3 protein-coding genes are annotated in these 3,246 nt (G+C 73.1%); all 3 read right to left on the bottom strand.

Going from position 1 to position 3,246, the window contains the following annotated elements:
• Nucleotides 1-1,317, bottom strand: a 1,317-nt coding sequence (locus AB8Z36_RS32725) for a sensor histidine kinase (protein WP_369217016.1), incomplete at its 3' end; no start/stop codon positions are given.
• 14 nt (nucleotides 1,318-1,331) lie between these two features.
• Nucleotides 1,332-2,081 carry a response regulator transcription factor gene (locus AB8Z36_RS32720; RefSeq protein WP_369217015.1) on the bottom strand — a complete coding sequence of 250 codons (750 nt, stop codon included), beginning with the start codon at nucleotides 2,079-2,081 and terminating at the stop codon, nucleotides 1,332-1,334.
• Between the two features lie 77 nt (nucleotides 2,082-2,158).
• Nucleotides 2,159-3,154, bottom strand: a complete 996-nt coding sequence (locus AB8Z36_RS32715) for an amidohydrolase family protein (protein ID WP_369217014.1) — start codon at nucleotides 3,152-3,154, stop codon at nucleotides 2,159-2,161.
• Nucleotides 3,155-3,246 lie beyond the last annotated feature (92 nt).

Genomic DNA, 3,246 nt, shown 5'->3' with positions numbered 1-3,246 from the left:
CGCCGACACCGACCGGCTGCACCAGGCCGCGCCCACCCGGACGGTGACCTCCGTGCCCGGCGGTGTGTGCGTACGGGCGTTGGCGAGGAGGTTGGCCACGGCCTGGTGCAGCCGGTCGGTGTCGGCGCGGACCAGGGCGGGTTCGCCGGGCCCCGGCAGTTCGAGCCGCCAGTGGTGGCCGGGACCCGCGGCGCGGGCGTCGCTGACGGCGTCGACGACGAGCGGCGCGAGGTCGCCGCTGCGGTACGCCGATGAGCGCACCCCGCCGCCGCCCGCCAGGTCCGCGCCCTCCTGCCGCTCGGCGTCGAGCCGCGCGAGCAGCAGCAGGTCCTCGACGAGCCCGGTCATCCGCTCGGCCTCGGACTCGATCCGCCCGAGGGCGTGCCGGGTGTCGGGGCCCGCGGACTCCCGGCCCCGCCGCGTCAGTTCGGCGTAGCCCCGGATCGAGGCGAGCGGCGTGCGCAGCTCGTGGCTGGCGTCCGCGACGAACTGGCGTACGCGCGTCTCGCTGCGCTGGCGGGCGTCGAGGGCGGAGTGGACGTGGTCGAGCATGCGGTTGAGCGCGGCGCCCACCTGGCCGACCTCGGTGTGCGGATCGGCGTCCGGGGCGCGCTCGTGCAGGGCGACCTCGCCGCTGTGCAGGGGGAGTTCGGAGACGCGGGTGGCGGTGGCGGCGATCCTGCGCAGCGGACGCAGGGCCACGCCGACCATCGCGGCACCGGCGAGCGAGGCGGCGGCGAGCCCGGCCGCGGTGACGCTGACCTCGACGACGATGAGCGTGTTCAGGGTGTTCGCGGCCTTGGCGGTCGGTACGCCGACGACGAAGTCGCCGTTGACGCCGGTCGCGTACGTGACGCGGTACTCGCCGAGGCCGGGGATGTCGGCGTTGTGCTCGGCGCCGTCCCTCGGCACGGAGGCGAGCGCGTCGGCCTGGGCGGCGGTGAGGCGGGTTGCGTCGGGCAGTTCGCCGACGCCCTCCGCCTCGGTGCTGACCAGGGCGCGCTTGATGGCACCGCCCTCGACCTCGGCGCCTATCGTGCCGATCTCCTGCGGGCCGCGCGAGACGAACTCCAGTGGGTCACGGGAGACCGGCGGGCCGCCGCCGTGCCGCCCCGGCAGGCCGTCGCGGGGCAGCACGGCGGGCCCGGCGGCCCGCGCCGCCACCTGTCCGAGCGCGTCGTCGAGCTGCTTGTACAGGTGCGACTTGAGGGCGATCGTGGTGACGGTCCCGATCACCGCGCAGACGACGGCGATCAGCGCGACGGCGGAGAGCACGAGCCGCGTCCGCAGGGTGCGGCGCCGGGGCGACCGTCTCACGGGGGCCCTCGGACTCACGAAGGAACGGGCACGGCGGACTTGATCAGGTAACCGGCGCCGCGCCGCGTGTGGATCATCGGCTCGCGCCCGGCGTCGATCTTCCTGCGCAGATACGAGATGTACAGCTCGACGACGTTGGCCTGGCCCCCGAAGTCGTAGTTCCACACCCGGTCGAGGATCTGCGCCTTGCTGAGCACGCGCCGGGGGTTGCGCATGAGGTAGCGCAGCAGCTCGAACTCGGTGGCGGTGAGGTGGATGGAGTCCCCGCCCCGGGTCACCTCGTGGCTGTCCTCGTCGAGGGTCAGATCGCCCACGACCAGCGTCGATGTGCTCCGCTTGCCGGCGGCACCGGCGCGCCGGATGAGCCCGCGCAGCCGCGCCACGACCTCCTCCAGGCTGAACGGCTTGGTGACGTAGTCGTCGCCGCCCGCCGTGAGCCCGGCGATGCGGTCCTCCACCGCGTCCTTCGCGGTCAGGAACAGCACGGGCACGTCCGGCATCTCGCGGCGCAGTCTGCCGAGGACGGAGAGGCCGTCCATGTCGGGCAGCATCATGTCGAGCACCACGGCATCGGGCCGGAAGGAGCGCGCGGCACTGACCGCGCCCGCCCCGTCGCCCGCGCTGCGGATCTGCCAGCCCTCGTAGCGCAGGGCCATGGACAACAGCTCGGTGAGCGACACCTCGTCGTCCACCACGAGTACGCGGACGGGACTCCCGTCCGGCCTGAGCAGTGCGGAGTGCGCCTGGGGCGAGATCGTGGTCATGCCGTACACCCTGGGCGGCGCTCGTGAGAGCACCCTTGCGTGAACCTGTGAATTCCCTGAGAAACCCTCCGGGGCCCCTACTCCACCGGTTCCGCCGACTCCACGGACTCCACCGCGAAGAGCCGTGCCGCGTTTCCGTACACGACCCCGCGCAGCCAGTCGTCCCCGAGGCCGAGCCGTTCGAGCGCCTGAAGCTGGTGGAGGTAGTCGTACGGGATGTTGGGGAAGTCCGTCCCGAGCAGGACCCGGTCGCCCAGCGCGGCAAGGCGCCCCGTCTCCGCCCTCGGGAACGGCATGAGCCCCTCGCTGAAGTCGGTGAACACCATCGTCGTGTCGAGGCGCACCTCCTCGTACCGCTCGGCCAGCGCGAGGAACTCCGCGTACTCCGGCATCCCCAGGTGCGCCACGACCAGCCTGAGCCCCGGGTGGCGCGCGAGCAGCGCGGCGACCGGCTCGGGGCCCGTGTGCTTGCCGGGCTCGGGCCCGGAACCGCAGTGCGTCACCACGGGCACCCCGGCCTCGGCGAGCAGCCCCCATACGGGGTCGAGCAGCGGGTCGTTCGGGTCGTAACCCCCGACCTGCACATGCGCCTTGAAGACGCGCGCGCCGGTCGCGACGGCCTCGCGCACATACCGTTCGGCTCCCGGCTCCGGGAAGAACGTCGCGGTGCGCAGACACCTCGGCGTGCGCCGCGCGAAGTCGTGGGCCCAGCTGTTGAGCCACTGGGCCATGCCCGCCTTGTGCGGGTACAGCATCGAGGTGAACGCCCGCACCCCGAACTCCTCAAGCAGCGCGACCCGGCGGTCCTCCGTGTGCCGGTAGGCGATGGGCCACGGCACGCCGCCGTCGTCCCCGAAGCGGTCGAAGTACGCCCAGACCTTGCGCAGCACGCGCTCCGGCATGAAGTGGGTGTGCACGTCGATGATCCCGGGCAGCCCGAGCCGCTCCCAGAAGAGGCGCACGTCCCTGGAGGACGCGTCCGCGGAGGGTGCGTCCACCGAGGGCGCGTCCGCTCCTTCGCGGTGCTGGTGCTGCTCCCGCCCATCGGCGTCCTGCCCGTACGGATCACACATGTCCCACAGCCTCGGACCAAGGGCCCGCGCTTGTCCAGAGTGCTCCGCAGAAGCACTCCTCGGAGGCGCGCCGCAGAGGCACCCCTCAGAAA

Origin of the sequence: Streptomyces flavofungini (genome assembly GCF_041028215.1) — a bacterium.
Taxonomy (GTDB): Bacteria; Actinomycetota; Actinomycetes; order Streptomycetales; family Streptomycetaceae; genus Streptomyces; species Streptomyces flavofungini_B.
This window is presented reverse-complemented; position numbering and strand designations above follow the sequence as displayed.

Coding starts and splice junctions, on each gene's coding strand:
- AB8Z36_RS32720 (WP_369217015.1), bottom strand. CDS start 2,081: ATGACCACGATCTCGCCCCAGGCGCACTCCGCACTGCTCAGGCCGGAC.
- AB8Z36_RS32715 (WP_369217014.1), bottom strand. CDS start 3,154: ATGTGTGATCCGTACGGGCAGGACGCCGATGGGCGGGAGCAGCACCAG.